This is a genomic window from Shewanella sp. S1-49-MNA-CIBAN-0167, assembly GCF_040310145.1.
GTDB classification, from domain to species: domain Bacteria; phylum Pseudomonadota; class Gammaproteobacteria; order Enterobacterales; family Shewanellaceae; genus Shewanella; species Shewanella psychromarinicola.
The window spans coordinates 1-259 of the sequence record NZ_JBEOPO010000353.1; the positions used below are offsets into that span (position 1 = coordinate 1).

Genomic DNA, 259 nt, shown 5'->3' on the forward strand with positions numbered 1-259 from the left:
GTATTGTCACTGAGCGTGGTGGGGTTAATGCTCATGCGGCTATTTTAGCGCGAGCCTTGGGTGTACCTGCCATTGTTGGCGTTGATGATGTGTTATCAATCGACATCGATCAAAAACTATTAGTCCTCAATGCGAATCGTGGCCAGCTATTGGTATCGCCATCGCCAGCAGTGATTGAAGAGTACCAATTACTGATTGATGCCGATGTTGAAAAGCAAAAGCAATTTTCTGCCGAATTAAACCTACCATCAGTGACTAC

General features: G+C 45.2%; 1 protein-coding gene. It reads left to right on the plus strand.

The features are described from left to right. The coding region (locus tag AAEZ00_RS21600) for a PEP-utilizing enzyme (protein ID WP_351090009.1) at window positions 1-259 on the plus strand (259 nt) is incomplete at both ends.